Origin of the sequence: Klebsiella sp. KPN54798, from assembly GCF_021184225.1 — a bacterium.
Classification (GTDB): Bacteria; Pseudomonadota; Gammaproteobacteria; order Enterobacterales; family Enterobacteriaceae; genus Klebsiella; species Klebsiella pneumoniae.
On the sequence record NZ_CP089234.1, the window covers coordinates 2,244,488 to 2,267,664 of the forward strand.

Annotated in this window: 22 protein-coding genes and 1 pseudogene; 13 read left to right on the plus strand and 10 right to left on the minus strand. The window is 59.7% G+C overall.

What is annotated here, in order from left to right; translation table 11 throughout:
• The first annotated feature begins 104 nt into the window (after nt 1–104).
• Nucleotides 105–353, plus strand: coding sequence for a GlsB/YeaQ/YmgE family stress response membrane protein (locus tag LPQ25_RS10740; protein WP_002909014.1), 249 nt, complete (start codon nt 105–107; stop codon nt 351–353).
• A 97-nt stretch (nt 354–450) separates the two neighbouring features.
• Here the strand turns inward: LPQ25_RS10740 and LPQ25_RS10745 are convergent, their stop codons facing one another.
• Nucleotides 451–771: a hypothetical protein gene (locus LPQ25_RS10745; RefSeq protein WP_014907398.1), complete on the minus strand. Its 321-nt coding sequence runs from the start codon at nt 769–771 to the stop codon at nt 451–453.
• Between the two features lie 576 nt (nt 772–1,347).
• Between LPQ25_RS10745 and LPQ25_RS10750 the strand changes: the two genes are divergently transcribed.
• Both LPQ25_RS10750 and LPQ25_RS10755 read left to right on the plus strand, forming a co-directional pair.
• The gene (locus LPQ25_RS10750; protein ID WP_002909008.1) at nt 1,348–2,328 is read left to right on the plus strand and encodes a DUF1852 domain-containing protein; all 981 of its coding nucleotides are present in this window, start codon (nt 1,348–1,350) and stop codon (nt 2,326–2,328) included.
• Between the two features lie 23 nt (nt 2,329–2,351).
• A complete protein-coding gene (locus LPQ25_RS10755) occupies nt 2,352–3,383 on the plus strand; it encodes a methionine synthase (protein ID WP_002909005.1) in 1,032 nt (343 codons plus the stop codon).
• 82 nt (nt 3,384–3,465) lie between these two features.
• Here the strand turns inward: LPQ25_RS10755 and LPQ25_RS10760 are convergent, their stop codons facing one another.
• From LPQ25_RS10760 to LPQ25_RS10780, 5 genes and pseudogenes are all read right to left on the minus strand, one after another.
• Complete coding sequence (locus LPQ25_RS10760) at nt 3,466–4,653, minus strand: MFS transporter EitD (RefSeq protein ID WP_004225487.1); 1,188 nt, start codon at nt 4,651–4,653, stop codon at nt 3,466–3,468.
• A 56-nt stretch (nt 4,654–4,709) separates the two neighbouring features.
• A complete protein-coding gene (locus LPQ25_RS10765) occupies nt 4,710–5,471 on the minus strand; it encodes a siderophore ABC transporter ATP-binding protein EitC (protein ID WP_004212506.1) in 762 nt (253 codons plus the stop codon).
• Entirely contained in the window at nt 5,471–6,508 is a 1,038-nt protein-coding gene (locus LPQ25_RS10770; RefSeq protein ID WP_014907400.1) for a FecCD family ABC transporter permease, read from the minus strand. Before LPQ25_RS10770 ends, LPQ25_RS10765 begins: the two co-directional genes overlap by 1 nt.
• Nucleotides 6,508–7,506 carry a siderophore ABC transporter substrate-binding protein EitA gene (locus tag LPQ25_RS10775; protein WP_014907401.1) on the minus strand — a complete coding sequence of 333 codons (999 nt, stop codon included), beginning with the start codon at nt 7,504–7,506 and terminating at the stop codon, nt 6,508–6,510. The genes LPQ25_RS10770 and LPQ25_RS10775 overlap by 1 nt, the downstream gene beginning before the upstream one ends.
• 158 nt (nt 7,507–7,664) lie before the next feature.
• Nucleotides 7,665–8,575: pseudogene (locus LPQ25_RS10780) on the minus strand (LysR family transcriptional regulator).
• A 96-nt stretch (nt 8,576–8,671) separates the two neighbouring features.
• Here LPQ25_RS10780 and LPQ25_RS10785 point away from each other — a divergent pair.
• From LPQ25_RS10785 to LPQ25_RS10800, 4 genes are all read left to right on the plus strand, one after another.
• On the plus strand, nt 8,672–9,658 hold the full coding sequence (locus tag LPQ25_RS10785; protein ID WP_015874903.1) for an NAD-dependent epimerase/dehydratase family protein: 987 nt from the start codon (nt 8,672–8,674) through the stop codon (nt 9,656–9,658).
• Nucleotides 9,659–9,832: 174 nt separating this feature from the next.
• Nucleotides 9,833–10,369: a TetR/AcrR family transcriptional regulator gene (locus LPQ25_RS10790; protein ID WP_004180363.1), complete on the plus strand. Its 537-nt coding sequence runs from the start codon at nt 9,833–9,835 to the stop codon at nt 10,367–10,369.
• Between the two features lie 74 nt (nt 10,370–10,443).
• Nucleotides 10,444–11,553, plus strand: coding sequence for an efflux RND transporter periplasmic adaptor subunit (locus LPQ25_RS10795; protein ID WP_014907404.1), 1,110 nt, complete (start codon nt 10,444–10,446; stop codon nt 11,551–11,553).
• Nucleotides 11,550–14,642: an efflux RND transporter permease subunit gene (locus tag LPQ25_RS10800; protein ID WP_014907405.1), complete on the plus strand. Its 3,093-nt coding sequence runs from the start codon at nt 11,550–11,552 to the stop codon at nt 14,640–14,642. The genes LPQ25_RS10795 and LPQ25_RS10800 overlap by 4 nt, the downstream gene beginning before the upstream one ends.
• 55 nt (nt 14,643–14,697) lie before the next feature.
• Here LPQ25_RS10800 and lldD read toward each other — a convergent pair whose 3' ends face one another.
• The 4 genes from lldD to LPQ25_RS10820 all read right to left on the minus strand — a co-directional run bounded on the left by lldD (nt 14,698) and on the right by LPQ25_RS10820 (nt 17,399).
• A complete protein-coding gene (gene lldD, locus LPQ25_RS10805; protein WP_014907406.1) occupies nt 14,698–15,882 on the minus strand; it encodes an FMN-dependent L-lactate dehydrogenase LldD in 1,185 nt (394 codons plus the stop codon).
• Between the two features lie 254 nt (nt 15,883–16,136).
• Complete coding sequence (locus LPQ25_RS10810; RefSeq protein ID WP_014907407.1) at nt 16,137–16,769, minus strand: TetR/AcrR family transcriptional regulator; 633 nt, start codon at nt 16,767–16,769, stop codon at nt 16,137–16,139.
• A complete protein-coding gene (locus LPQ25_RS10815) occupies nt 16,766–17,161 on the minus strand; it encodes a DoxX family protein (protein ID WP_004143228.1) in 396 nt (131 codons plus the stop codon). The genes LPQ25_RS10810 and LPQ25_RS10815 overlap by 4 nt, the downstream gene beginning before the upstream one ends.
• Nucleotides 17,162–17,261: 100 nt before the next feature.
• Nucleotides 17,262–17,399, minus strand: a complete 138-nt coding sequence (locus LPQ25_RS10820) for a hypothetical protein (RefSeq protein WP_020314287.1) — start codon at nt 17,397–17,399, stop codon at nt 17,262–17,264.
• On the opposite strand from LPQ25_RS10820, the gene LPQ25_RS10825 reads away from it, so the two are divergent.
• The 6 genes from LPQ25_RS10825 (at nt 17,398) to sufS (ending at nt 23,174) form a co-directional block, all read left to right on the plus strand.
• A complete protein-coding gene (locus tag LPQ25_RS10825) occupies nt 17,398–17,595 on the plus strand; it encodes a hypothetical protein (RefSeq protein ID WP_002908880.1) in 198 nt (65 codons plus the stop codon). The two genes, LPQ25_RS10820 and LPQ25_RS10825, sit on opposite strands and share 2 nt — an antisense overlap.
• Before the next feature lie 482 nt (nt 17,596–18,077).
• A complete protein-coding gene (sufA, locus tag LPQ25_RS10830; protein ID WP_004143232.1) occupies nt 18,078–18,455 on the plus strand; it encodes a Fe-S cluster assembly scaffold SufA in 378 nt (125 codons plus the stop codon).
• 2 nt (nt 18,456–18,457) lie between these two features.
• Nucleotides 18,458–19,945: a Fe-S cluster assembly protein SufB gene (sufB, locus tag LPQ25_RS10835; RefSeq protein ID WP_015874901.1), complete on the plus strand. Its 1,488-nt coding sequence runs from the start codon at nt 18,458–18,460 to the stop codon at nt 19,943–19,945.
• Nucleotides 19,946–19,961: 16 nt separating this feature from the next.
• A complete protein-coding gene (sufC, locus tag LPQ25_RS10840; protein WP_002908876.1) occupies nt 19,962–20,708 on the plus strand; it encodes a Fe-S cluster assembly ATPase SufC in 747 nt (248 codons plus the stop codon).
• On the plus strand, nt 20,683–21,957 hold the full coding sequence (gene sufD / locus LPQ25_RS10845) for a Fe-S cluster assembly protein SufD (RefSeq protein ID WP_014907409.1): 1,275 nt from the start codon (nt 20,683–20,685) through the stop codon (nt 21,955–21,957). The genes sufC and sufD overlap by 26 nt, the downstream gene beginning before the upstream one ends.
• A complete protein-coding gene (gene sufS / locus LPQ25_RS10850; RefSeq protein WP_002908867.1) occupies nt 21,954–23,174 on the plus strand; it encodes a cysteine desulfurase SufS in 1,221 nt (406 codons plus the stop codon). Before sufD ends, sufS begins: the two co-directional genes overlap by 4 nt.
• Nucleotides 23,175–23,177 lie beyond the last annotated feature (3 nt).

A 23,177-nucleotide genomic window follows, 5' to 3' on the forward strand; every position in this document is an offset into this window, starting at 1 on the left:
GGCAGGGAATTATCTAATATTTATATTATTACCGATCCACTCTCGTTATTTATGCTACTCTTTTCAATACTAAATGCTTAAAGGTAACAAGAGGACGGTTAACCATGGGTATTCTTTCCTGGATCATTTTTGGACTTATTGCCGGTATTTTAGCCAAGTGGATTATGCCGGGAAAAGATGGCGGCGGATTTATCGTGACCGTTATTTTGGGGATCATCGGCGCCGTGGTCGGCGGCTGGATCAGTACCCTGTTTGGTTTTGGTAAGGTCGATGGGTTTAATTTCGGCAGCTTCGTGGTAGCGGTTATCGGTGCGCTGGTGGTACTGTTTATTTACCGGAAAGTGCGTAGCTAATTTTCAGCTGCTCAGCTGTAAATAAGTACATAAAAGCTGCCGCGATATGCGGCAGCTTTTTTATTGCTGACAGATGACAGCGTAGATCTCCTTTGGGCTATTGTCTGTCGGTTCCCTCGCCAACCGGCACCACCTCAACGTGCACTTCGTAGTGTTTCGCCTGGCCGGCGGGGATCAGCGCGGTCAGTTTGTTAATGGTTTCCGCTGGCGTATCGGTTGCTACCGTGGCTGAAAACAGCACCGGTCTGTGCGGCGGAAGCTGCGGCGGGAACGGCGGCAGGGGGCCACGAGCCCTCTCCATCGGCGGGCGGACTCCGTTATCGATGACAGGCGCCGGGACGTCGGTTTTATCAGCCGCAAAGGCGCTGGCGGCGGTAACGGTGGCGATAGCGAACAGGGCAAGCAGAGCTTTTTTCATCCGGGATTCCTCAATAAGCAAGTCCCAAAAGAGTAGAGGGTGCCGGCAGGCGGAACAATCCCAGGCGGCGCGAATCCTCTGAATCTTCTTTTTTCCTCGCGAATGTGGAGGTCAGATGAGAGCGAGTGTCATTGCGTTCGGGAGCCTCTTAATTCAGCAGTACGCTCATAATCAGCAGTACGGCCATGCACATCGACATAATACTGATATCAACAATCATTCTGTACGACAAAAGCTCCAGCTAAACGGGTACGGCGGGCAGGTAAAAGCCCATCTTATAGTGGTTAAAGAGTGTACCCTGCCTACTTCCATTGAACAAACGTTTATTGACTAATATTGTCGGCCTGCGTCGGCCATCGGCCATCGGCCACCGCCTGGAGCAACATGAGGATGGCTCATGTTGCATTGAATTTAAGTCGCTTTCCCTCCAGCGCTGACTCTGGCAAAAATAGGTTCATTAACGAATCAACAACATTTACCGGTTGAAGCGCGCCCGGCCTGACTCCGCGTCGCCAGGCTGGTGGAGAGTATTCCGCCGGGTTCGCTTTATGCCCGCCATCAGGATGGACAATCGCCATGAATAATAAATTTACCTATACGATTAAGCGCACCCGGTTTGATGAAAACTATAACCCTGCGGAAAATACGCGTATTACCACCAACTTCGCTAATTTAGCCAGAGGGGTGAACCGTGAGGAAAATCTGCGCAATACGTTAATCATGATGAATAACCGTTTTAATAGCCTGGCCCACTGGGATAATCCCCATAACGATCGCTATGCGGTGGAACTGGATATTATTTCTGTCGAGATGAATATTGCTCAGGATAGCGCCAGCTTCCCGGTGATTGAGATCCTGCAAACGCATATTGTCGATAAAAAGAGCGGGGAGCGTCATGCCGGTATCGTCGGCAATAACTTCTCCTCCTATGTGCGGGATTACGATTTTAGCGTACTGCTTCTGGAACATAATAAGGACCAGAGTCGCTTCAGCGTACCGGAAAACTTTGGCGAGTTGCACGGCAATATCTTTAAGGATTTTGTGCAATCCAGCGCCTGGCGCGCCAACTTCAGCAAGGCGCCGGTGATTTGCCTGAGCGTCTCCAGTAAAGATGTTTACCATCGCACCGGTAACGAACATCCGGTCCTCGGCATTGAATATGCTCAGGAAGGCGTCTCGCTGACCGAGCGCTATTTCAGCAAAATGGGGCTGCAGGTACGCTATTTTATGCCAAAAAACAGCGTCGCGCCGTTGGCCTTTTATTTTACCGGCGATCTGCTCAGCGATTACACCAGCCTGGAACTGATCGCCACCATCAGCACGATGGAGACGTTTCAGAAAATATATCGCCCGGAGATCTACAATGCCAACTCCCCGGCGGGGCAATACTATCAGCCCAATCTCAGCCACCTGGATCATTCATTAACAAAAATCGTCTATGACCGGGAAGAGCGCAGCCTGTTGGCGATTGAGCAGGGGAAATTTACACAACAACATTTTATCAACCCGCACAAGACGTTGCTTGAGCAATGGTCTGCTAATTTCGCGCTTTGCTAAACCCATATAAAAGGCTAATGACTATGAAAACATGGCTTCCGACATCGACCGCCGGCAGTTTACCGAAACCTTCCTGGCTGGCGCAGCCAGAGACTCTGTGGTCGCCCTGGAAACTGTCCAGCGAAGAATTACTGGCCGGCAAGCGCGACGCCTTGCGGTTATCCCTCGACGACCAGCTGCGGGCCGGGATCGATATTGTCAGCGACGGCGAGCAAACGCGGCAGCACTTTGTCACCACCTTCATCGAGCACCTCAGCGGGGTGGATTTTGCCAAACGCGAGATCGTGAAAATTCGTAACCGCTATGAGGCCAGTGTTCCAACGGTGGTGGGCGCCGTGGAGCGCCAGAAACCGGTCTTCGTGGAGGACGCTCGCTATCTGCGGCAGCTCACCAGTCAGCCGATCAAATGGGCGCTTCCGGGCCCGATGACCATGATCGACACGCTGTATGACAACCACTATAAAAGCCGGGAAAAGCTGGCCTGGGAATTTGCTAAAATCCTCAATCAGGAAGCGAAAGAGTTAGAGGCTGCGGGGGTTGATATTATTCAGTTCGATGAGCCGGCCTTTAACGTCTTCTTCGATGAGGTCAACGACTGGGGGATCGCCGCTTTAGAACGAGCCACCGAAGGGCTGAAGTGTGAGACAGCGGTGCATATCTGCTACGGCTATGGCATCAAGGCCAATACCGACTGGAAAAAGACGCTGGGCTCCGAGTGGCGACAGTATGAAGAGGCTTTCCCGCAGCTGCAGAAATCGTCCCTTGATATTATCTCTCTCGAGTGCCACAACTCGCGCGTGCCGATGGATCTGCTGGAGTTGATCCGCGGTAAAAAGGTGATGGTCGGGGCGATCGATGTCGCCAGCCATGCGATCGAAACCCCGGAAGAGGTGGCTGGAACCCTGCGCAAGGCGCTGGCGTTCGTCGATGCCGACAAACTCTACCCGTCCACCAACTGCGGTATGGCGCCGCTGCCGCGCCATGTCGCGACCGGCAAACTGCACGCCCTGAGCGCCGGCGCCGAGATTATTCGTCGCGAGCTGGCGGCAAAGTAAGGCGGGGCGCGCCCGTTATCTTCCCCAGGCGGTTTACTTTATCGTCGGTTCACTTCCAGAGCGGGCTGTTACCCGCTCTGCGTCATGTTGCCGCCAGCGGGCGACAGATCGCCCGCAGGGCGACGGCGCTGCACAGCGGAAACAGCGCCAGCAGAAGCCAGGGATAAACCGCCTGCGGCGACGGAATGAGCGCCTGGTCAAGTAAATGACCGAGCAGTAAATTCCCGGCTAACACCGCGCACCCTCCTGCGGTGGCGAGCGCTCCGTAGTGGGCGCCTAGCGTCGACTCCTCGGCGAACAGCGGGATCAAATCCTTGGCTGCGGGCACTAACAGCATCTGGCCGAGGGTGAGCAGCGTGACAAAACCAGCCGCCGGCATTAACCGCAGCCAACCTTCGGCGGGTGGGGCGGCGGCGAATAACGCCACGCTGGCAAAGGAAGCCGACAGCAGCAGAAAGCCCACCGGCAGGATGCGCACGGCGCCCATTCGCCGGGCGAAGCGGGCGAGAGGGAGCTGGAGGGTGATAATCAACAGCGAGGCCAGCATAAAGAGCGGCGCCAGATCCTGCTCGCGGCCGCCGGAACGTTGGATCTCCACCGGCAGGGCGAGGTACAGTTGGTTGTAGCTCAACAGCCATGAGCTGTAGGCGAGAATAAACGCGACAAAGCGCGGCTGGCGCAAAGGCGTCCACCATGGGACTCGTCTGCGCGTTGTTGTCGTGTGCCCGTCGGCGGGCAGACAGAAAAAGAGCACCGCCAGCGCCAGAAGAAATATTCCCGCGCCGGCGAGGGCGATATGCCGAAAGCCGATCCCGCTCAGCACGCCTCCGGCCACCGGGCCGATCACCGCTCCCAGTTCACCGCATACCGCAAACAGCGCAAACCACTCGGCGCGGCTGCGTTTCCCGTTGGCCTGGCTGTGGGTACCGGCCCGCGCCAGCAGGGCCTCTATCGACGGGGAGAACAGGGCGCCGCCGACGCCGGTCAGGCAGGCGCCGAGGATAATGGGCCACAGCGACGCCCCGCACGCCAGCAGGAGAAAACCGGCGACGCGAACGACGCAGCCGGCGAGAATGATCGCCTTAGCGCCATAGCGGTCGGCCAGCGTCCCGCCGAGGATAAACATGCCCTGTTGGGAGAAGGTACGCAGCCCGAGAATCAGGCCGATAAGTCCGCCTGAGAGCAGCATGTCGTCGCGCAGGAAGAGGGCGAGGAAAGGAACGACCGCGTAAAAGCCAATATTAAAAACGAACTGGCTTCCCAGTAACACCGGAGGCCAGAGGGTTGCCGCAGGGCGCAGGGAGAAAAGAGGCATATCCGCCCAACCTAAACGATGAAATGAATGTGCTTTTTGCCGTGGTAAGGGGAGATCTCGATTTTGGTTTTCACCCGGAAAACGTCCCACAGTAGCGCTTCGGACAAAATCTCCTCCGGCGTCCCGCTGGCGAGGATCTGCCCCTGCTGCATCACGATCAGCGAATCGCAGAACATCGCGGCATGGTTAAGATCGTGAATGGCCACAATGCTGGTTACCGGCAGCTCGCTGATCAACTGCATTAACTGCATCTGATGGTGTATATCCAGATGGTTGGTCGGCTCATCCAGCAGGATTTCGCTCGGGCTCTGCGCCAGCGCGCGGGCGATATGCACCCGCTGCCGCTCGCCGCCGGAGAGGCTTAACCATCCCTGTTCGCTTTTCTCCAGCATCGCTACCCGCTGCAGCGCGGCGGCAATCGCCTCGTCATCCTGAGCGCTCCAGTTTGAGAACGGAGAGTGGTGGGGAATGCGTCCCAGGCGCACGACGTCGCGCACCCGCATATTGGCCTCGGTCATGCCGTGTTGCTCGACGAAAGCCACGCGGCGGGCGAGCTGCTTTTTCGCCATCCGGGCGATATCCTGGCCGTCGAGGGTGACGCGACCTGCATCCGGGCGGCGCAGGCCCGCCAGAACGCGCAGCAGCGAGGATTTGCCGCAGCCGTTGGGCCCCAGCAGTCCGACCGTTTCGCCGCGCGGCACCCGCAGCGAGACATTATTGACGATGACCTTTTTGCCTGCCTTCCAGGTGATATTTTCAGCGCAAATACTCATCACTTATTCCTTGAGCGGTAGATAATCACGGCAAAGAAAGGTACCCCAACCAGGGCGGTTACTACCCCAACGGGCAGACTTTGCGGGGCAATCAGCAGGCGCGACGCAATGTCCGCCAGTACCATCAATATCGCCCCTGCCAGCGCGCTGGCGATCAGCAACGTTCGGTGCAGCGGGCCAAAGAAGAAACGCATTACGTGCGGCACCACCAGGCCAACAAAGCCGATTGAGCCGGCCATGCTGACGATGGTGGCGGTGATCAGCGCCGCAGTGGTGAAGAGGATCAGGCGCACGCGCGGCACAGCAATCCCCAGCGAGGCGGCGGCATCGTCGCCGAAGGTGAACGCGTCCAGCGCCCGGGCATACCACAGGCAGACCGCCAGACCCGCGAGCACCACCACAATGACCAACTGGAATTCGGGCCAGCGAACGCCGCTGAAGCTGCCCAGCAGCCAGAACATCACATCGCGCGCCTGCTGCGCGCTGGCGGAGGTGCTGATGGTATAGGCCGTGATGGCGTTAAATAACTGCGAGGCGGCGACGCCCGCAAGAATCGTACGCTCATTGCCGCCGCGCGCGCCGTTAGTCAGCAAGGCGACAAAGGCGAAGGCGGCGAAGGCCCCGGCAAAGGCCCCGGCCGAGAGGGAAATTGCGCCAGCGCCAAGGCCCAGCACCACGATCGACACCGCGCCGGTGGAGGCCCCGGCGGAGACGCCGAGGACGTAGGGTTCCGCGAGGGCATTTTTCAGCAGGCTTTGCAGCACGACGCCGCAGATAGCGAGGCCGGCGCCGCAGCAGGCGGCGACCAGCGCGCGGCTGAGGCGGAAATCCCAGATTACGCTCTCATAGATACGGTTGAGAGGCTCAGCGGTTAAGCCGGTTCTGTTGCTGATAGCGTAAAAGACATTCTGCAGCGGGATGGCCAGCTCGCCGACGCTGACGCCCACCGCTATCACCAGCGCCAGCACGATCGCTGCCAGTAAACACCAGCCGGTGAGCAGCATGCTGCGGCGCGTCTGAAGCACGGCGACGCTCATCAGTTCAGCTCCATTTTTCTCAGCTGCTCGCCCACCTGTTCCGCGCCGTAAAGCGTGCGGATGGTCGGATTCATCGCCTGACCGTCCATGACCACGATATGGCCTTTTTTCACCGCCTCCAGCTGGCTGACGGCGGGATCGCTTTTGAGGAATTTGATCTTCTCCTCGGCCTTATCCAGCGCCCAGCGGTTACGGTCCAGGCTGGCGACCACGATCACATCCGGGTTGGCGGCAATGATGCTCTCCCAGCTCACCGTGGGCCACTCGGTCTCGGAGGTTATCGCATTATGTCCGCCCAGCACGCTGGCGATAAATCCGGAGGCGCTGTTTTTGCCGCCAACATAGGCATCGGCCGAAGGCGAGGCGCTGGAGAACCAGAAGACGAAGGAGAGATCCTTTTTGCTTTTACCAAACTCCTGGCGCAGGTCGGCTTCACGTTTTTTGAAATCGGCAATCAGCGCCTGACCACGATCTTCGACATTGAAAATGCGGGCGAAATCGCTAATTTCCTGATACAGCCAGGTCATATCCCACAGCTTTTGCCGGCTGCCGTACATATCGCCGGTGGCCTTTTTGGTGGCGCACATCCCCGGTGAGACGTAGCTGTTTACGCCGACGGTAGCGAGATCTTCACGCCTGGCGACTTTGCTTTCCGGCCCCAGCAGCAGCGGCAACTGGGCGGGAACGAAATCGGGATTTTGCGCCAGCACCGATTCCAGGCTCGGAATTTCCACCGTCAAGGTTTTAATCTTCGCGTTTTGCTCAGCCAGCTGCGGTAAAACGCTGGTCGGCCAGAAGGCGCTGGCGACCACCTGCTTTTGCAGCCCGAGCAGCAGCAGAATTTCGACCGTATTTTGCCCCAGCGCGACCACGCGCTCCGGCGGCCGGGTGAAGGTCTCCTGATAGCCGCAGTTTTCAATCGTCAGGGGGTAGGTTGTTGCCAGCGCGGAACTGACGGCGGTGAACATCAAGCCTAACGCGCAAAGGACCTTCTTCATTAAACGCTATCCTTGTAAACAGGCGAGTGGATGACCAGCAAATGGGAGTAATGCAAATGAAACTCATTATTGGGGCGGGGTTTTATACAATGCCATATTTACAGTGTCAATGAGTGACTATTTCCGCAGGCAATGAAATGCCCGCGCGATGGGGTGGGTCAGCTCGCCAGTGGGCCACGAATATACGCCTGCAACCCCTGGGCGAGAAAATCAAATACCCGCTTACAGGCAGGGCTGTGGCGCAGATCCTCATGCATTACCAGCCAGGTATCAAGATACAGAGAAAAGTCTGCCGCCAGCACTCGCTGCAGGGGAATAATGCCATCCGCAAGAGGCACCTGGCAGATGCCGATCCCCGCTCCGGCGCGGATCAGGCTCAACTGGGCGAGGTCGCTATCGGTCCGCATCGCGAACGCCTCGCGCTGAAAACGGGGGTAAGCCTGCAGCGCCCGGCGCACGAGAGGGGTGGCGCTATCAAAACCAATTAGCGCGTGGCTGGCCAGATCGTCGAGGGTCGCGGGCAGGCTCTGCCGCGTCAGGTAGGCGGCGGTGGCATGTAACCCAAGCTCGATCCTGCCGAGACGGCGGGCGATAAGCTGCTCCTGCTGCGGGGCGACCATCCGCACCGCAATATCCGCCTCCCGGTGAAGCAGATCCTGAAACCGATTGGAGAGCATCAGTTCGATGACGATATTCGGGCACGCCTGCCTGAGCCGGGCAACCAGCGGCGGCAGCACCTCGGCGCCGACCACCTCGCTGGCGGCCACCCGCACCACGCCACGCAGCTCGGCTCTGTCGCGACTGAAGTTAGCCGCCGTGCGTTCCAGCGCCCGGGCGGTATTGTCCATCTCCTCGGCGTGCACCCGCAGCGCCAGCGCCGCGTCGGTCGCCAGCAGGCCGGTTTGCGAGCGGGTAAATAAGGCCTGGCCGAGGGCGTTTTCCAGCCCGGCAATATGGCGCCCCGCCGTCGGCTGAGTGATGTTCAGGGTACGCGATGCGCCCGATAAAGAGCCTTCCTGCAGGACGGCGAGAAAGGTTCGGTACCACTCCAGGGAATAGAGGTATTCATACAAATATGTATAGCCGCTCGACGATGGTATGCAATTTCATTTGATATGAGCCGCAGGTAGGCTGTCAAGCATCCATTAGCGAACGGGGAAAGAGGATGAACAGCAGCGGCAAGGTACTTATTCTGGGAGCAAGCGGGGGCATCGGTGGGGAAGTGGCGCGCCGGCTGGTGGCAGACAACTGGCAGGTTCGGGCGCTGAAGCGCGGCGCCCGGATGCGTGATCCCGAAGATGGCATACAGTGGATAGCCGGCGACGCGCTGGATGGCGGCCAGGTCGCGGCGGCGGCTGCCGGTTGCGACGTCATCGTCCATGCGGTGAATCCGCCGGGCTACCGGCACTGGCGGCAACAGGTACTGCCCATGCTGCACAACACCCTGCAGGCCGCCGAACGGCAGCGGGCGCTTGTAGTCCTGCCCGGCACGGTCTACAACTATGGACCGGATGCCTTTCCGCTGATTGCTGAAGAGGCCGCACAACAGCCGGTGACCCGAAAAGGCGCCATCCGGGTGGCGATGGAGCTGGCGCTGAAGGATTACGTGCAGCGCGGCGGCCGGGCGTTGATTGTTCGGGCGGGCGATTTTTTTGGTCCACGCGCCGGAAATAACTGGTTTTCGCAGGGGCTGGTCAAGCCTGGTCAGCTTCCCCGAGTCATTAGCTACCCGGGGGCGATCGGCGTGGGGCATCAGTGGGCCTGGCTGCCCGACGTCGCCGCCACCATCGCCGCGCTGCTCGCCCGCAGGCGCGAGCTTGAGCCGTTCGCCCGCTTTCATATGCAGGGCCACTGGGACCCGGACGGCAGCGAAATGAGTCAGGCGATCCAGCGGGTGGTCGCCCGCTATGGCGGCCGAGCGGCAGTGAAATCTTTTCCCCGGTGGCTGGTAAAGCTGGCGGCGCCCTTCAACGCCACCCTGCGCGAAATGGTCGAGATGCACTATCTCTGGCGTCTGCCGGTACGCCTGCGCAACGATAAACTGGTTGATTTTTTAGGCGCGGAACCGCATACCCCGCTCGACAGCGCGGTTTATCAGACGCTGCAAGGCCTGGGTTGTCTGCCCTCCGGAGCGATAAACACCGAGGCGTGACGCGGCGAAGCGGATCGCAAACCGGGGCGTTATTGTGACCAAATCATAATAACGTCACTCGTTGTCAAACGATAACGATCGCATTAAGCTAAACGGATGACGAAAAATACCCCCACCCCTGCAAGCCGTGGTCCCCATGACCACAGCGTTCGGGACCAGATTCTTGACGCGGCCATGGCGCACTTTAGTCGCTATGGCTATGAGAAAACGACGGTCACCGATCTCGCCAAAGCGATAGGCTTTTCCAAAGCCTATATCTATAAATTCTTTGACTCCAAGCAGGCGATTGGCGAGGCGATTTGCGCCAGCCGGCTGGAGAAGATCATGGTGGCCGTCAGCGAGGCCATCGCCGATGCGCCGTCCGCCAGCGAGAAACTGCGCCGCCTGTTCCGGGCGCTGACCGAGGCCGGCAGTGAACTGTTTTTCGAGGATCGCAAACTGTACGACATCGCCGCCGTCGCGGCGCGCGATAAATGGCCTTCAACGGAACAGTATGCCGGTCATCTGCAGCAGCTGATTGGTCAAATCCTTGTCGAAGGCCGCCAGGCGGGCGAGTTCGAGCGCAAAACCCCGCTGGATGAAGCGACCCTGGCGGTGTATATGGTGATGTGTCCTTTCATCAATCCGGTGCAGTTGCAATACAATCTCGACACCGCGCCCACCGCGGCGGTGCTGCTTGCCTCCCTGATCCTGAGAAGTCTCTCCCCCTGATTAGTGACTATTGACTTTATTAGTCACTAGTCTGAGAATGCGGTCACCATCCGGTCTTTTCATTAAGGTGACCCATGCTCAGGCTCAACGCCGTCCATCTTGCCGTCTGCCTCCTGCCGCTGGCCCTCGCGGGCTGCGGCGAACCTGCCGATCATGACGACCCCCGCATCCGGCCGCCGCTGGTCCGGGTGGCGACCGTCGAGCGCGCGGAGGTCGGCTCGCGGGCCTTTACCGGCGTGGTAGTGGCCCGAACCCAAAGCGACCTCGGCTTCAGGGTGGCGGGAAAAGTGCTTGAACGGCGGGTGGAAACCGGGCAGAGCGTCAAGCGCGGTCAGCTGCTGCTGCGCCTGGATCCGGCTGATCTAGCCTTGCAGGCGCAGTCCCAACAGCGGGCCGTAGATGCCGCGCGGGCGCGAGCCAAAAAGGCGGCCAACGATCTGGCCCGCTATCGCGGCCTGGTGGCGAGCGGCGCCATCTCTGCCGCGGAATTCGACCAGATTAACGCGGCAGCAGAGGCGGCGAGAGCCGACCTCAGCGCGGCCCAGGCGCAGGCCAATGTGGCGCAAAACGCCACCGGCTATGCCGGACTGCTGGCGGATGCTGACGGCGTGGTGGTGGAAACCCTCGCTGAGCCGGGACAGGTGGTCAGTGCCGGGCAGGTGGTGATCCGCCTGGCGCGGGCGGGGCAGCGCGAAGCGCGGGTGCAACTGCCGGAGACGCTGCGCCCGGCGGTCGGCAGCGAGGCGCTGGCGACACGCTATGGCAGCGAATCTCAGCCGGTCACGGCGACCCTGCGCCTGCTTTCGGACGCGGCTGACGCCACCACCCGCACCTTTGAAGCGCGCTATGTACTGAACGGCGCGCTGGCGAATGCCCCGCTGGGGTCTACCGTGACCCTGCGCATCGGCAACGACCAGGCGCCAGGCCAGGTGATGGCGGTGCCCCTGGCGTCGGTCTACGATCCGGGTAACGGCCCTGGCGTCTGGCGCATTGCCTCTCGTCCGACCACCGTCTCCTGGCAACCGGTAACTGTGCTCGGCCTGGATGATGAAACCGCGCGGGTGACCGGCCCGCTGAAGCCCGGCGAGCCGATCGTCGCCCTGGGCGCCCATCTTCTGCACCAGGGCGAGGCGGTGCGTCTGGCGGAACGACGCGAGCATAATGCCGCCGGGAGCCAGCCATGAGCGCCGGGCGTTTTAATCTCTCCGCGCTGGCCGTCCGCGAGCGGTCGGTGACCCTGTTTTTGATTATCCTTATCTCCGTCGCCGGGCTGGTGGCGTTCTTCGGACTCGGGCGAGCGGAAGATCCGCCCTTTACGGTCAAGCAAATGACGGTCATTACCGTCTGGCCCGGCGCCACCGCGCAGGAGATGCAGGATCAGGTCGCCGAGCCGCTGGAAAAACGGCTCCAGGAGTTAAAGTGGTACGATCGCACGGAGACCTATACCCGCCCTGGCATGGCGTTGATCACCCTGTCGCTGCAGGATCAGACCCCGCCTTCCGAGGTGCCGGAGCAGTTTTATCAGGCGCGCAAAAAGCTCGGGGATGAGGCGAAAAACCTGCCTGCCGGCGTCTCCGGCCCGATGATGAATGACGAATTCGCCGATGTCACCTTTGCCCTCTTTGCTCTGAAAGCTCGGGGAGAGCCGCCGCGGCAGCTGGTGCGTGACGCTGAAGCCCTGCGCCAGCAGCTGCTGCATGTATCCGGGGTGAAAAAAGTGAATATCCTCGGCGAACAGGCGGAGCGCATTTATCTCTCGTTTTCTCATGATCGTCTCGCCACCCTGGGCCTTTCGCCAGAGGCGATTTTTGCCGCGCTGAACAGCCAGAATGTGCTGACCGCCGCCGGGGCTATCGAGACCCGGGGCGGGCAGATCTTTATCCGCCTCGATGGGGCGTTTGACCGCCTGCAGCAGATCCGCGACACGCCGATTATTGCCGGGGGCAGAACGCTGAAACTGGCCGATGTCGCCACGGTTGAGCGGGGGTACGAAGATCCCGCCACCTTCCTGATCCGCCATCAGGGCGAACCGGCGCTGCTGCTGGGGGTGGTGATGCGTGAGGGCTGGAATGGTCTGGCGCTGGGGAAAGCGCTGGATGCCGAAACGGCCAGCATCAATCAGAGCCTGCCGCTCGGCATGTCGTTGACCAAGGTGACCGATCAGTCGGTGAATATCAGCGCCGCGGTCGATGAGTTCATGATCAAATTCTTTGTCGCCCTGCTGGTGGTGATGACGGTGTGCTTTGTCAGCATGGGGTGGCGCGTGGGCGTGGTGGTCGCGGCGGCGGTGCCTTTAACCCTCGCCGTGGTGTTTGTGGTGATGGCGGCGACCGGCAAAAACTTCGACCGCATCACTCTCGGCTCGCTGATCCTCGCCCTGGGGCTGCTGGTGGATGATGCCATCATTGCCATCGAAATGATGGTGGTAAAAATGGAGGAGGGGTACGACCGCCTCAAAGCCTCGGCCTATGCCTGGAGCCATACCGCCGCGCCCATGCTGGCCGGTACCCTGGTGACGGCCGTGGGCTTTATGCCCAATGGATTTGCGCAGTCCACCGCCGGGGAGTACGCCAGCAATGTGTTCTGGATCGTCGGTATCGCGCTGATTGCCTCCTGGATTGTGGCGGTGATTTTTACCCCCTGGCTGGGGGTGCACCTGTTGCCGGACAGAAAGCCCGCGGCGGCCGGCCACGCCGCGCTGTATGACACCCCGCGCTATCAGCGCTTCCGTCGGCTGCTGACCCGGGTTATTGCTCACAAATGGCGCGTGGCCGCCGGGGTGGTGGCGCTGTTTATCGTGGCGATTCTGGGCATGAGCGTGGTGAAAAAGCAGTTTTTCCCCACCTCCGATCGTCCGGAAGTGCTGGTTGAAGTGCAGCTGCCTTACGGGTCGTCGATTAGCCAGACCAGCGCCGCGGCGGCGAAAATTGAGCACTGGCTGCAGCGGCAGCCGGAGGCGAAGATTGTCACCAGCTATATCGGCCAGGGCGCGCCGCGCTTTTACCTGGCGATGGCTCCGGAATTGCCCGATCCCTCCTTCGCCAAACTGGTGGTGTTGACCGACGGGCAGGGTGCCCGCGAGGCGCTCAAGCGGCGGCTGCGGGAGGCGGTGGCCAATGGCCTGGCGCCGGAGGCGCGGGTGCGCGTCACTCAGCTGGTGTTTGGCCCTTATTCGCCTTATCCGGTCGCCTGGCGGGTGATGGGGCCCGATCCGCACGCTCTGCTCGACATCGCCGAGCGGGTTAAATCGGTGCTGCAGGCCAGTCCGCTGATGCGCACCGTCAATACCGACTGGGGTTCGCGGGTACCGGTGATGCATTTCAGCCTCAATCAGGATCGGCTGCAGGCGAGCGGACTCAGCTCCCAGTCCGTCGCCCAGCAGCTGCAGTTCCTGCTGTCAGGGATCCCGATCACCACCGTCCGGGAAGATATTCGCGCCGTGCAGGTGATCGGCCGCGCGGCGGGCGACATCCGTCTGGATCCGGCGAAAATCGCCGACTTCACCCTGGTGGGCAGCGGCGGGCAGCGGGTTCCCTTGTCACAGATTGGCGACGTGTCGATCAGGATGGAGGACCCGCTGCTTCGCCGTCGCGACCGTACGCCGACCATCACCGTCCGCGGAGATGTTGCGGAGAACCTGCAGCCGCCGGATGTCTCCACCGCGCTGATGAAGCCGCTGCAGCCCATTATCGACTCGCTGCCGCCTGGCTATCGCATCGAGACGGCGGGGTCGATTGAGGAATCCGGCAAGGCCACCCGGGCGATGGCGCCGTTATTTCCGATAATGATCGCCCTCACGCTGCTGATCATTATCCTGCAGGTGCGTTCGCTGTCGGCGATGGTCATGGTTTTCCTGACCGCGCCGCTGGGGCTGATTGGCGTGGTCCCGACGCTGCTGCTGTTCAATCAGCCGTTTGGCATCAATGCCCTGGTGGGCCTGATCGCCCTGTCGGGGATCCTGATGCGCAATACGCTGATCCTGATTGGCCAAATCCATCATAACCAACAGGCGGGGCTCGATCCGTTCCACGCGGTGGTGGAGGCGACGGTGCAGCGCGCCCGCCCGGTTCTGCTGACGGCGCTGGCGGCGATCCTGGCGTTCATTCCGCTCACTCATTCGGTCTTCTGGGGAACGCTCGCCTATACGCTGATTGGCGGGACGCTGGGGGGAACCATCATGACCCTTATCTTCCTGCCGGCCATGTACGCGATCTGGTTCCGCATCCGTCCGGAGAACACGGTACAACAGACAGAGTTGCACCTTCAGAGGTAATTCCACTTTGCCGGACCTGGGCGAGGCACATGGCCAGGCCAGGTCCCGGGCAGCGTCAGGCGGGTAAGGATACCGGCACCGCATGAGTGCGGTGTTGATCCTGTTCGAGGCGATCAAGGCAATCGAGGCTGATGGCCGATGGCGAGGTCGCGCCGGTGAGGGTCATGGTAACCTTCATATCCTCGGCAAATAAGCGCAGCAGATGCGCCACGCCCGCTTCGCCCGCCGCGGCCAGGGCATAAATATAGGCCCGACCGAGCAGCACGCCTTTCGCGCCGAGGGCCAGCAGACGTATAACGTCCACGCCGGAGCGCACCCCGGAATCGGCAAGCACTGTCAGATCGTCGCCGACCGCATCCACCACCCTGGGCAGCGCCCGGGCGGTGGGGATGGCGCCATCGAGCTGTCTGCCGCCATGATTTGACACCACAATACCATCGGCGCCCAGCCGCACGGCATTGCGCGCATCGTCGGCATCGAGGATCCCTTTGATGATTAATTTTCCTTGCCAGCTGTCGCGGATCCACTCCAGATCGTGCCAGGCGATGGACGGGTCGAAGTTGTTGCTGATGAACCCCATATAGTCGTCCATGGTCATTTTGTGGCCGGTGTAGGCTTCGATATTCCCAAACGACAGGGGTCTGCCCGCCAGCCCGACGTTAATCGCCCAGCGCGGATGGGTGCAAGCCTGGAGATATTGTCGCAGGGTGGCGTGCGGCCCGGACATCCCTGAGCGGTTATCGCGATACCGCGAGCCGGGGATTGGCATATCGACGGTAAATACCAGGGTTTTCATGCCAGCGGCCCAGGCGCGCTCCAGCGCGTTACGCATATAGCCGCGATCTTTCAGTACGTACAGCTGGGACCAGAGCGCGCCGCTGGCGTGGCTCGCCACCTCTTCAATCGAGCAGACCGACACGGTGGATAAGGTGTACGGGATCCCGGCGCGGGAGGCGGCGCGGGCCGCCTGGACTTCGCCGCGGCGGGCGTACATCCCGGTGGCGCCGACGGGCCCCAGCGCCACGGGCATCGCCCATGGGGCATCAAGGATCGTGGTCGCCAGCGTCGGTTCGCCGGCCCCGCACAGTACGCGCTGGCGAAGAGCTACCGAGGCAAGCTCGGCGGCGTTGGCGTTCATGGTGTTTTCCGCCACCGCGCCACCGTCAATATAATCGAAAAGGAAGCGGGGCAGACGACGACGAGCGGCTTCGCGATAATCGCTGGGGGCTGAAACAATCATTATTATGTCCTTATGTTTTTTAACCTTAGTGGATGTTCTGCAGGTAAAAAAACTATAGGCCTCTAAAAACCGGCGAGGAAATGAAATATTAGCATTCCCACTATTCCCTCATGGAATAATCTGCGTTGCACTCTGTGGTTGTTATTTTCTTTTAATGCTAACCGGTAAGGACATTATTTTTTGCGCCGGGCGCGGATTGGGCACAATAAATCAGCCTTGCGCCAGGCCACAGCACTGAAAAGGGGAAGGAGAGATCAGCCCGGCGCCAGGGAATACGCGCGCAGAAAGACGTCCAGGGCGCGCTCAACCCGCTGTTTGATTTCGTCGTCGGACAGCGGAGGTCTTGCGCCAAGTTTTATCGCCAGGCTGGTCATTCCCAGCCATAAACCGGCCAGTTCGTCGGCAGCCTCCTGCGGATCGCAGGCTCGTAAAGTACCGGCTTCGATCGCCTCGGCGATGATCGCTTCCAGCATCTGCTGCGCGCGCCCCGGCCCGGCGGCGTAAAAGCGGCCGGGGAGATCGGGGCGACGCACGGCAGCCGAGGCGATCAGTCGGTCCCAGCCGGTCAGTTCCCGCTGGTTGATAAAGCGGACAAAGCGATAACCAAACGCCGTCAGTACCTCGATCAGCGGCAGATGATGGCGCTGGGCGAAATCATGGTCGCTGATGGTGAGATCCGATTCCTGGCGTAAGACCGCCTCTATCAGATGTTCTTTATCGCTGAAATTGGCATACAGGGTGGCTTTCGCCACCCCGGCTACGCGGGCGATTTCGGCCGTTGTCACCTCCAGGCCCTGTTCCAGAAACAGCTTACGGGCGGCCTGAAGTATCGCCTGCGTTTTCAACGGATCTTTTGGCCGACCTTTCTGACGAGGGGTTTCGCTCATCGCCGATAGCCTGCAAACAGCGCGCTCATAATTAATCCTCCGACCACGGTAATGTGTTCAAGCGCAATATGGAATTCCTCAGTGCGCCGGGGTTCACTGAAGGCCCAGAAGGCGTGTCCCAGCGGAATAGTGAGTAATGTAAACACAATCAGCATCCCCGATCCAATCCAGCCGTAGCCGGCAGGATTAAAAACGATCAGCGCCGAACCCGCCAGCTGGCAAAAAATCGTGCCCGCCGCGAACAAGACCGGCCACGGCAGGCCGACGGTCACCATCTCCTGAACGATCTCCGCGAAATGAAAGACGCCGTAGATGCCTGCCATCCAGAAGAAGAAGGTCACCAGGACGCGAGAGAGACAAAGGGTGATGAAAAATAAGGTCGAATTAGGCATAAGATTTTACGCAATTGATAATTAACAGACCAATGAGTCTAAAAAATAATTTCAAGACTCACAAGTCTGTTAATTGTTCATTAGTGTTATGCCATTGCAATCAGCCGCTTAGTTTGTTTTTCTCCTGCCAGGTGCCCTGCCGCAGGCTTTGCGTCAGACGTAAAGAAGGTGAATTTGAAATTGAGCAGATGGTATCTTTTGCTAGCCTTTCTCTGGAGGACAGACGGAGCGACACCATGAAAGATAAAGATGAACAAACGGCATTGATTGGCATGGCCATCGGCGCGGCGGTCATTAGCTTAGTGGCTACACAAAAGCAGATTAATCAGGGGAGTATCGTGGATGAACTGGTGAGGCTGGGCAGACAGAAGGGGGACGGGGTAGAGGATGAGGTCTTTGTCCAGGCCGCCCGGCTGGTGAGTAAAGGCACCTAGCCAGCCGGTATCCCGCCTGGCAGCCCCGTTTGCCCGTTTTATTTTGGTTTTATTTCCTGAACGCGGCCAGGCGAGCGGCGCTTATTCCTTTCCTGAAGCGTTACCGGCGGGCGCTTTCACTACCCGCTTTTTTCTAGCGCATGGCCGGGGCTGCGCCCCGCGCTGGCATGGTCTTTCTGTTACGTTGTCACTTTATGCTCGCCTACAACGGATAACCAGCAGGGTGGTCTGCCGCTATTGCATAAATCGGTATTTTCGATACATCTTTGCCATTGCGTGCGGAGATAGAATGATTTCAAAATAACATATTATAAATCAATGTATTAAGTTCTTTTTGCACGCCCTGATAATCCCCGGGCGAGGGTCTATGCTTATAAAAAGCACTAAATGAGGCAATACCCCTGCTGCAGAAGGGTTGAAGTGATAATCATTATCACTAACATGGCGGTATGCCTTGATGGCGCCAACCTGGAGGTCTATCGATGGAAGTACAAGCAGGAACTTTTAATCCCGCCGATTTCAGCTGGCAGGGACTGACCATGACGCCGGCCGCTGCCGCGCATATCCGCGATCTGATGCGCAAGCAGCCGGATAAGAAAGGGCTGCGGCTGGGCATTAAAACCAGCGGCTGCGCCGGTTTTGGCTATGTGCTCGAAATGATTGCCGAGCCGGCGCCCGACGATCTGCTCTTTGAATCTGACGGGGCGAAGCTGTTTGCGCCGCTGCAGGCGATGCCGTTCATCGACGGCACCGAGCTGGATTATGTCCGGGAAGGTTTAAATGAAATCTTTAAATTTCATAACCCGAAAGCGCAGCATGAGTGCGGCTGCGGCGAAAGTTTTGGGGTGCAGGCGGAGTAACTATGTCGCGTAATACTGAAGCAACTGACGATGTCAAAACCTGGACCGGCGGCCCGCTCAACTACAAAGAGGGCTTTTTTACTCGCCTGCAAACCGATGAGCTGGCCAAAGGCATTAATGAAGAAGTCGTTCGGGCTATCTCGGCTCGCCGCAATGAGCCGCAGTGGATGTTGGAGTTTCGTCTGAATGCCTACCGGGCGTGGCTGGAAATGGAGGAGCCGCACTGGCTGAAAGCGCATTACGATAAGCTGAATTATCAGGATTACAGCTACTATTCCGCGCCCTCCTGCGGCAACTGCGATGAGACCTGCGCCTCCGAGCCTGGCGCGGTGCAGCAGACCGGGGCCAATACCTTTCTGACCAGCGAGGTGGAAGAAGCCTTTAACCAGCTTGGCGTGCCGGTACGCGAAGGGCGCGAGGTGGCGGTGGACGCGATATTTGACTCGGTGTCGGTGGCGACCACCTACCGAGAAAAGCTGGCCGAGCAGGGGATCATCTTCTGTTCTTTCGGCGAGGCGATCCACGATCATCCGGAACTGGTGAAAAAGTATCTGGGCACCGTAGTGCCGGGGAATGACAACTTCTTTGCCGCGCTGAACGCCGCGGTGGCTTCGGACGGCACCTTTATCTATGTGCCGAAGGGCGTCCGCTGCCCGATGGAGCTGTCGACCTATTTCCGCATCAACGCCGAAAAGACCGGGCAGTTTGAACGCACCATTCTGGTGGCCGATGAAGGCAGCTACGTCAGCTATATTGAAGGCTGCTCGGCGCCGGTGCGCGACAGCTATCAGCTGCATGCCGCAGTCGTTGAAGTCATCATCCATAAAGACGCGGAAGTGAAATACTCCACGGTGCAGAACTGGTTCCCCGGCGATAACAACACCGGCGGGATCCTCAACTTCGTCACCAAGCGCGCCCTGTGCGAAGGGGAGAACAGCAAAATGTCATGGACCCAGTCGGAAACCGGCTCGGCCATCACCTGGAAATACCCCAGCTGCATCCTGCGCGGCGATAACTCGATCGGCGAATTCTTTTCGGTGGCGCTGACCAGCGGCCATCAGCAGGCGGACACCGGCACCAAAATGATCCATATCGGCAAGAACACCCGCTCGACCATTATCTCGAAAGGGATCTCCGCCGGACACAGTCAGAACAGCTATCGCGGGCTGGTCAAAATCATGCCGACCGCCACCAACGCCCGCAACTATACCCAGTGCGATTCGATGCTGATCGGCCCGGACTGCGGGGCGCATACCTTCCCGTATGTTGAATGCCGCAACAACAGCGCCCAGCTGGAGCACGAGGCGACCACCTCGCGGATTGGCGAAGATCAATTGTTCTACTGCCTGCAGCGCGGGATCAGCGAAGACGATGCCATCTTGATGATCGTCAACGGTTTCTGTAAAGACGTCTTCTCCGAGCTGCCGCTGGAGTTCGCTGTAGAGGCGCAAAAATTGCTGGCCATTAGCCTTGAACATAGCGTCGGCTGATAATTAAGGAAAAAAGATGTTAAGTATTCAAGATTTACACGTCGCCGTCGAAGATAAAGCGATCCTGCGCGGGCTGAACCTTGAGGTGCGCCCGGGAGAGGTCCACGCCATTATGGGGCCGAACGGCTCAGGCAAAAGTACGCTTTCGGCCACCCTGGCCGGGCGTGAAGATTATGAGGTGACTGGCGGTCGCGTTGAATTTAAGGGCAAAAACCTGCTCGAACTCGCTGCGGAAGATCGCGCCGGGGAAGGTATCTTTATGGCCTTCCAGTATCCGGTAGAGATCCCCGGCGTCAGCAACCAGTTTTTCCTGCAGACTGCGCTGAATGCCGTGCGCAACTATCGTGGCCAGGAGGCGCTGGATCGTTTCGATTTCCAGGACTTAATGGAAGAAAAGATCAAGCTGCTGCAGATGCCGGAAGATCTCCTGACCCGCTCGGTGAACGTTGGCTTCTCCGGCGGTGAGAAAAAGCGCAACGATATTCTGCAAATGGCGGTGCTTGAGCCAGAGCTGTGCATCCTCGATGAATCGGATTCGGGGTTGGATATCGATGCCCTGAAAATCGTCTCGCAGGGAGTGAATGCCCTGCGCGACGGCAAACGCGCCTTTATCATTGTCACCCACTATCAGCGCATCCTTGACTATATCAAGCCGGACTATGTCCATGTGCTGTATCAGGGACGGATTGTGAAGTCGGGCGATTTCTCTCTGGTCAAACAGCTGGAGGAGCAGGGCTATGGCTGGCTTACCGAACAGCAGTAACGCGCTGCAGCAGTGGCACCATCTGTTTGAAGCGCAGGGCGGCCCGCGTACCCCGGAGGCCAGTCAGCATCTGCAGCAGCTGCTGCGCCTTGGGCTGCCGACGCGCAAGCACGAGGACTGGAAATACACTCCGCTGGATGCCCTACTTAACGGTCGCTTTGTCGCCGATGAGGGGGCCTCTCTCAGTGCTGAACAGCGTGATGCGCTGGCGCTGCCGCTGGACGCCTGGCGGCTGGTGTTTATCGATGGCTGCTATCATCCTCAGCTGAGCGACGATCTTGCCGCCAGCGGCGTGGAGGTCAGTGTCGATAATCAGCGCCAGCATCTGCCGGATGCCCTGCAGCCGGAGGTGTTTCTCCATCTGACCGAAAGCCTGGCCCAGACGGTGACCCGCATTCGCGTGCCGCGCAACCGCCGCCTGGATAAACCTCTGCTGCTGATGCATATCACCAGTGGCCTGACCGGCGATGCGCTGAATACCGCCCACTATCGCCATCACCTGGCGCTGGAGAGCGGGGCGGAGGCGACGATTGTCGAGCATTACCTGAGCCTCAATGAGCAGCCGCATTTCACCGGCGGGCGATTGACCATGACGGTGGCCGATAACGCGCACCTCCAGCATATCAAGCTGGCATTTGAGAATGCCCGCAGCTATCACTTCGCCCATAATGACCTGCTGCTGGGCCGCGACGCCTCGGCCTTCAGCAGCAGTTTCCTGCTTGGCGGCCAGGTGCTGCGTCACCAGACCAGCACCCGCCTGGGCGGCGAAAACAGCAACCTGCGCCTCAATTCGCTGGCGATGCCGGTGAAAAATGAGGTCTGCGATAGCCGCACCTGGCTCGACCATCAGGTCGGCTACTGCACCAGCCGCCAGCTGCACAAAACCATCGTCAGCGATAAGGGGCGGGCGGTGTTTAACGGGCTGATCAACGTCGCGCCGCTCGCGCTGAAAACCGACGGTCAGATGACCAACAATAATCTGCTGCTCGGGCGGCTGGCGGAGGTCGACACCAAACCGCAGCTGGAAATTTACGCCGATGACGTGAAATGCAGCCACGGGGCGACGGTGGGGCGCATTGACGAAGAGCAGCTGTTCTATCTGCGCTCGCGCGGTATCGAACAGCAGGCGGCGCAGCAGATGATCCTCTACGCCTTTGCCGCCGAGCTCACCGAGGCTATCCGCAGCGACGCGCTCAAAGAGCAGGTGCTGGCGCGTATTGGACAGCGTTTGCCGGGAGGCACTGTATGACATTTTCAGTAGAACAGGTTCGCGCCGATTTTCCGGTACTGAACCGGGAGGTCAACGGTCAGCCGTTGGTCTATCTCGACAGCGCCGCCAGCGCCCAGAAGCCGGAGGCAGTGATCGGCGCCGAAGCGGAATTCTATCGCCACGGCTACGCGGCGGTGCACCGCGGCATCCATACCCTCAGCGCGGAAGCCACCGCGCGGATGGAAGCCGTGCGTCAGCAGGCGGCCACCTTCCTTAACGCCGGGTCGGCGGAGGAAGTGGTGTTCGTCCGCGGCACCACCGAGGGTATCAACCTGGTGGCCAACAGCTGGGGAAACGCCAACGTCGGCGCCGGGGATAACATCATCATCAGCGAAATGGAGCACCACGCCAATATTGTGCCGTGGCAGATGCTGTGCGCCCGCGTCGGGGCTGAGCTGCGGGTGATCCCCCTGAACCCGGACGGTACGCTGCAACTGGATGTTGTCCCGGGACTGTTTGACCCGCGCACCCGCCTGCTGGCGATAACCGAGGTCTCCAACGTGCTGGGGACGGAAAACCCGCTGGCGGCGCTGATTGCTCTTGCGCATCAGCATGGCGCGAAAGTGCTGGTGGATGGCGCCCAGGCGGTGATGCACCACCCGGTGGACGTCCAGGCGCTGGGCTGCGATTTTTATGTTTTCTCCGCCCACAAGCTGTATGGGCCGACCGGGATCGGCGTGCTCTACGCCCGGTCCGAGCTGCTGCAGACGATGGCGCCTTGGGAAGGGGGCGGGTCGATGATCGCCACCGTCAGCCTGACGGAGGGCACCACCTGGAATCAGGCGCCGTGGCGCTTTGAGGCCGGCACGCCGAATACCGGGGGGATCATTGGACTCGGCGCGGCGCTGACCTACGTCAGCCAGCTGGGACTGACGCAGATTGCCGAGTATGAGCAGACGCTGATGCGCTACGCGCTCGATGCCCTGCGCGCGGTACCGGATCTGATCCTTTACGGCCCGGCGCAGCGTAAAGGGGTAATTGCTTTCAACCTCGGTCAGCATCACGCCTATGACGTCGGCAGCTTCCTCGATAACTACGGGATCGCCGTGCGGACCGGACACCACTGCGCGATGCCGTTGATGGCCCGGTATCAGGTACCGGCTATGTGTCGGGCATCGCTGGCGATGTACAATACCACGGAAGAGGTGGACCGCCTGGTGGCCGGCCTCCAGCGGATCCGCAAACTGTTAGGGTAAAGG

Coding starts and splice junctions, on each gene's coding strand:
- LPQ25_RS10740 (WP_002909014.1), top strand. CDS start 105: ATGGGTATTCTTTCCTGGATCATTTTTGGACTTATTGCCGGTATTTTA.
- LPQ25_RS10745 (WP_014907398.1), bottom strand. CDS start 771: ATGAAAAAAGCTCTGCTTGCCCTGTTCGCTATCGCCACCGTTACCGCC.
- LPQ25_RS10750 (WP_002909008.1), top strand. CDS start 1,348: ATGAATAATAAATTTACCTATACGATTAAGCGCACCCGGTTTGATGAA.
- LPQ25_RS10755 (WP_002909005.1), top strand. CDS start 2,352: ATGAAAACATGGCTTCCGACATCGACCGCCGGCAGTTTACCGAAACCT.
- LPQ25_RS10765 (WP_004212506.1), bottom strand. CDS start 5,471: ATGAGTATTTGCGCTGAAAATATCACCTGGAAGGCAGGCAAAAAGGTC.
- LPQ25_RS10770 (WP_014907400.1), bottom strand. CDS start 6,508: ATGAGCGTCGCCGTGCTTCAGACGCGCCGCAGCATGCTGCTCACCGGC.
- LPQ25_RS10775 (WP_014907401.1), bottom strand. CDS start 7,506: ATGAAGAAGGTCCTTTGCGCGTTAGGCTTGATGTTCACCGCCGTCAGT.
- LPQ25_RS10785 (WP_015874903.1), top strand. CDS start 8,672: ATGAACAGCAGCGGCAAGGTACTTATTCTGGGAGCAAGCGGGGGCATC.
- LPQ25_RS10790 (WP_004180363.1), top strand. CDS start 9,833: ATGGCGCACTTTAGTCGCTATGGCTATGAGAAAACGACGGTCACCGAT.
- LPQ25_RS10795 (WP_014907404.1), top strand. CDS start 10,444: ATGCTCAGGCTCAACGCCGTCCATCTTGCCGTCTGCCTCCTGCCGCTG.
- LPQ25_RS10800 (WP_014907405.1), top strand. CDS start 11,550: ATGAGCGCCGGGCGTTTTAATCTCTCCGCGCTGGCCGTCCGCGAGCGG.
- lldD (WP_014907406.1), bottom strand. CDS start 15,882: ATGATTGTTTCAGCCCCCAGCGATTATCGCGAAGCCGCTCGTCGTCGT.
- LPQ25_RS10810 (WP_014907407.1), bottom strand. CDS start 16,769: ATGAGCGAAACCCCTCGTCAGAAAGGTCGGCCAAAAGATCCGTTGAAA.
- LPQ25_RS10815 (WP_004143228.1), bottom strand. CDS start 17,161: ATGCCTAATTCGACCTTATTTTTCATCACCCTTTGTCTCTCTCGCGTC.
- LPQ25_RS10825 (WP_002908880.1), top strand. CDS start 17,398: ATGAAAGATAAAGATGAACAAACGGCATTGATTGGCATGGCCATCGGC.
- LPQ25_RS10820 (WP_020314287.1), bottom strand. CDS start 17,399: ATGGTGTCGCTCCGTCTGTCCTCCAGAGAAAGGCTAGCAAAAGATACC.
- sufA (WP_004143232.1), top strand. CDS start 18,078: ATGGAAGTACAAGCAGGAACTTTTAATCCCGCCGATTTCAGCTGGCAG.
- sufB (WP_015874901.1), top strand. CDS start 18,458: ATGTCGCGTAATACTGAAGCAACTGACGATGTCAAAACCTGGACCGGC.
- sufC (WP_002908876.1), top strand. CDS start 19,962: ATGTTAAGTATTCAAGATTTACACGTCGCCGTCGAAGATAAAGCGATC.
- sufD (WP_014907409.1), top strand. CDS start 20,683: ATGGCTGGCTTACCGAACAGCAGTAACGCGCTGCAGCAGTGGCACCAT.
- sufS (WP_002908867.1), top strand. CDS start 21,954: ATGACATTTTCAGTAGAACAGGTTCGCGCCGATTTTCCGGTACTGAAC.